The organism is Microbacterium sp., from assembly GCF_036277215.1.
Taxonomy (GTDB): Bacteria; Actinomycetota; Actinomycetes; order Actinomycetales; family Microbacteriaceae; genus Microbacterium.
This window is the reverse complement of record NZ_DASUNI010000165.1, coordinates 1-2654: the sequence shown is the minus strand read 5'-3', so window position 1 is coordinate 2654 and position 2654 is coordinate 1. Positions and strand designations below refer to the sequence as shown.

The following is a 2654-nucleotide window of genomic DNA, read 5'->3' as shown; positions in this document are numbered from 1 at the left end:
ATAGACGGTTCGTCTGGTATGGATGTGCAGTGATGCGATGCGCCCGAAGAACTGTTCGCCATCCGCGCGGGTGAGATTGGCTACGGACCGGATGGTGCGCTCGTTCCAGAGCAGCTCGTACGGGAACGACGGGATGTCGCTCATGTGGATGCCGGCGCAGACGACGGTCCCGCCGGGGGCGAGCGCACGCAGCGCGGCTGGGACGAGCGCGCCCGTCGGCGCGAAGATGATCGCGGCGTCGAGCGGCTCCGGGGGCGCGGCGTCCGAGGCGCCCGCCCACTCCGCGCCCAGCTCCCGGGCCAGCGCCTGCGCCGGCTCGTCGCCGTCGCGGGTGAACGCGAGCACGCGGCGCCCCTGCCAGACGGCGACCTGGCAGATGACGTGTGCCGCGGCACCGAAGCCGTAGAGACCGAGGCGGCCCGCGTCGCCGCACATCCGCAGCGCGCGGTAGCCGATGAGGCCGGCGCACAGGAGCGGTGCCGCCTGCAGGTCCGGATAGCCGTCGGGGATCGGCAGGCAGAAGCGCTCGTCGGCCACGGCGTACTCGGCGAAGCCGCCGTCGATGTCGCGACCTGTGAAGCGTGCGCGCACGCAGAGGTTCTCCCGGCCGCTCGCGCAGTACCCGCACTTGCCGCAGGTCCAGCCCAGCCACGGAACCCCGACGCGGCGGCCCTCGCCCACCACCGTGCCGACGATCTGGTGACCGAGGATCCGCGGAAGCGCGTGGACCACGACCTCGCCGTCGAGCAGATGGAGGTCGGTCCGGCACACGCCGCACGCCCGCACCTCGAGCAACAACTCGCCGGGCCCCGCGCGTGGGATCGGGCGTCGTACCGGCACGAGCGGCCGCCCGGGCGCCTCGAGCACCATCGCGCGCATGGTGCCCGACCCGGGCGGCTGCTCCTCGCTCACGGCGTGATCGCCACCTTCGCGACGCCGTCGCGCTGGTTGGCGAAGAGGTCGTAGGCCTCCTCGATGCGCTCGAGCGGGAACCGGTGGGTGATCAGCTTGGAGATGTCCAGGCGGCCGGTGCGGACAAGCTCCATCAGCGTCCGCATCCGCTCCTTACCCCCGGGGCACAGCGTCGTGAGGATCTTCTTGTCGCCGATGCCGTAGACGAACGGCTCGACGGGGATCTCGAGCTTGCCGCCGTAGACGCCGAGGCTCGAGACGATGCCGCCGGGGCGCGTGGCCTCCAGGCACCACTCGAAGGTGTCCTGCTTGCCGAGCGCCTCGATCGCGACGTCGACTCCGCGGCCACCCGTGAGCCGCTTGATCGCGGCGACCGGGTCCTCCTGGGTGAAGTCGATCACCTCGCTGGCTCCCATCTCGCGGGAAAGCTGCAGCCGCTTCTCGATCGCGTCGATGCCGATGATCATCGAGGCGCCCTTCAGCCGGGCGCCGGCCGTCGCGCAGAGCCCGATCGGGCCCTGGGCGAAGACGGCGACGGTCTGGCCGATCTGGACGTTCGCGGTCTCGGCGGCCGAGATGCCGGTCGACGCGATGTCGGCCAGCAGGACGCATTCCTCGTCGCTGAGGTCGTCGGGGATCTTGGCCAGGTTCGCCTGGGCGTAGGGGACGCGGAAGAAGTCGGCCTGGACGCCGTCGGCGGAGTTGCCGAGCCGCCAGCCTCCGATCATCTCCCATTCGTCCTCGTGCCCGGAGCATTGGGCGCCGTCGCCGTGCTGGCAGAAGAAGCAGCTGCCGCAGGGCGTGATGGCGCCGACCAGCACGCGGTCGCCGACGTCGTAGCCGACGACGGCCGAGCCAAGCTCGTGGATCACCCCGACCGGCTCGTGCCCGATGATGCGGCCGGGCGCGACGGGATACTCGCCCTTGAGGATGTGGACGTCCGTCCCGCAGATCGTCGTCATCGTCACTCGGACGATGGCATCGGTCGGGCCGCAGGTCGGGACGGGTCGCTCCTGCAGCGTGATCACGCCCGGGCGCTCGAAGACGGCGGCTCGCATGGAGTCCGTGCCGGCGTGGGCCGGGGCGGGGTGTGAAGCTGGGGACGCGGTCATGGCGCACCTCACTGGTGGGTGGTTCGGTATCCCGACGCTACGGGCGGGTCAGGCAGCCCGCATCGGCACTTTGCAGCGAACCGTCGCGGAGGACTACGGACTCGTCAGGCGAGGGCGGTGAGCGCCTCGCGTGCGAACCGGCCGGCCCGTCGCCTGGAGCTCGGCCGGATGCTTCGCCATGCCGCGGGCGAGGACGTCGCTCAGCGCGGGCGGAAGCTCGGGGCGCACGTCCGATAGTGCCGGTGGCGGCTGGTGAACGTGTGCCCATAGCTTCTCGAGGTCGCTGTCGCGCTCGTAGGGCACGCTGCCGGCGAGCGACTGGTACAGCACGCAGGCGAGGGCGTAGACGTCGGCCCGGCCGTCGAGCTCGCGGCCCTGCGCCTGCTCCGGCGCGATGTAGTCGGCGGTGCCGATGGCAAGCCCGGTACCGGTCAGCTCGCTCGCGACGGCCCGTTCCTTGGTCAGACCGAAGTCGCTGAGGAACGCGCGCTCCCCTTCGTATCGCGCAGCGACGAGCACGTTCCCCGGCTTCACGTCGCGGTGTACCAGCCCGCGACGGTGCGCCTCGTCGAGCGCGCCGGCGACATGGTCGACGACGCGCACCGCCCGTTCCGCCTCCAGCCTGCCCTC

The 2654-nt window shown here is 71.6% G+C and carries 3 protein-coding genes; all 3 read right to left on the bottom strand.

Annotation, left to right across the window (positions count from 1 at the left end; genetic code table 11):
- On the bottom strand, positions 1 to 912 hold a 912-nt coding region (locus VFX99_RS08360), incomplete at its 3' end, for a zinc-dependent alcohol dehydrogenase family protein (protein WP_329665834.1).
- Positions 909 to 2024: a zinc-binding dehydrogenase gene (locus VFX99_RS08355; RefSeq protein ID WP_329665833.1), complete on the bottom strand. Its 1116-nt coding sequence runs from the start codon at positions 2022 to 2024 to the stop codon at positions 909 to 911. The genes VFX99_RS08360 and VFX99_RS08355, both read right to left, overlap by 4 nt.
- A 93-nt stretch (positions 2025 to 2117) precedes the next feature.
- Positions 2118 to 2654: serine/threonine-protein kinase (locus tag VFX99_RS08350; RefSeq protein WP_329665832.1), on the bottom strand; the 537-nt coding region annotated here is incomplete at its 5' end.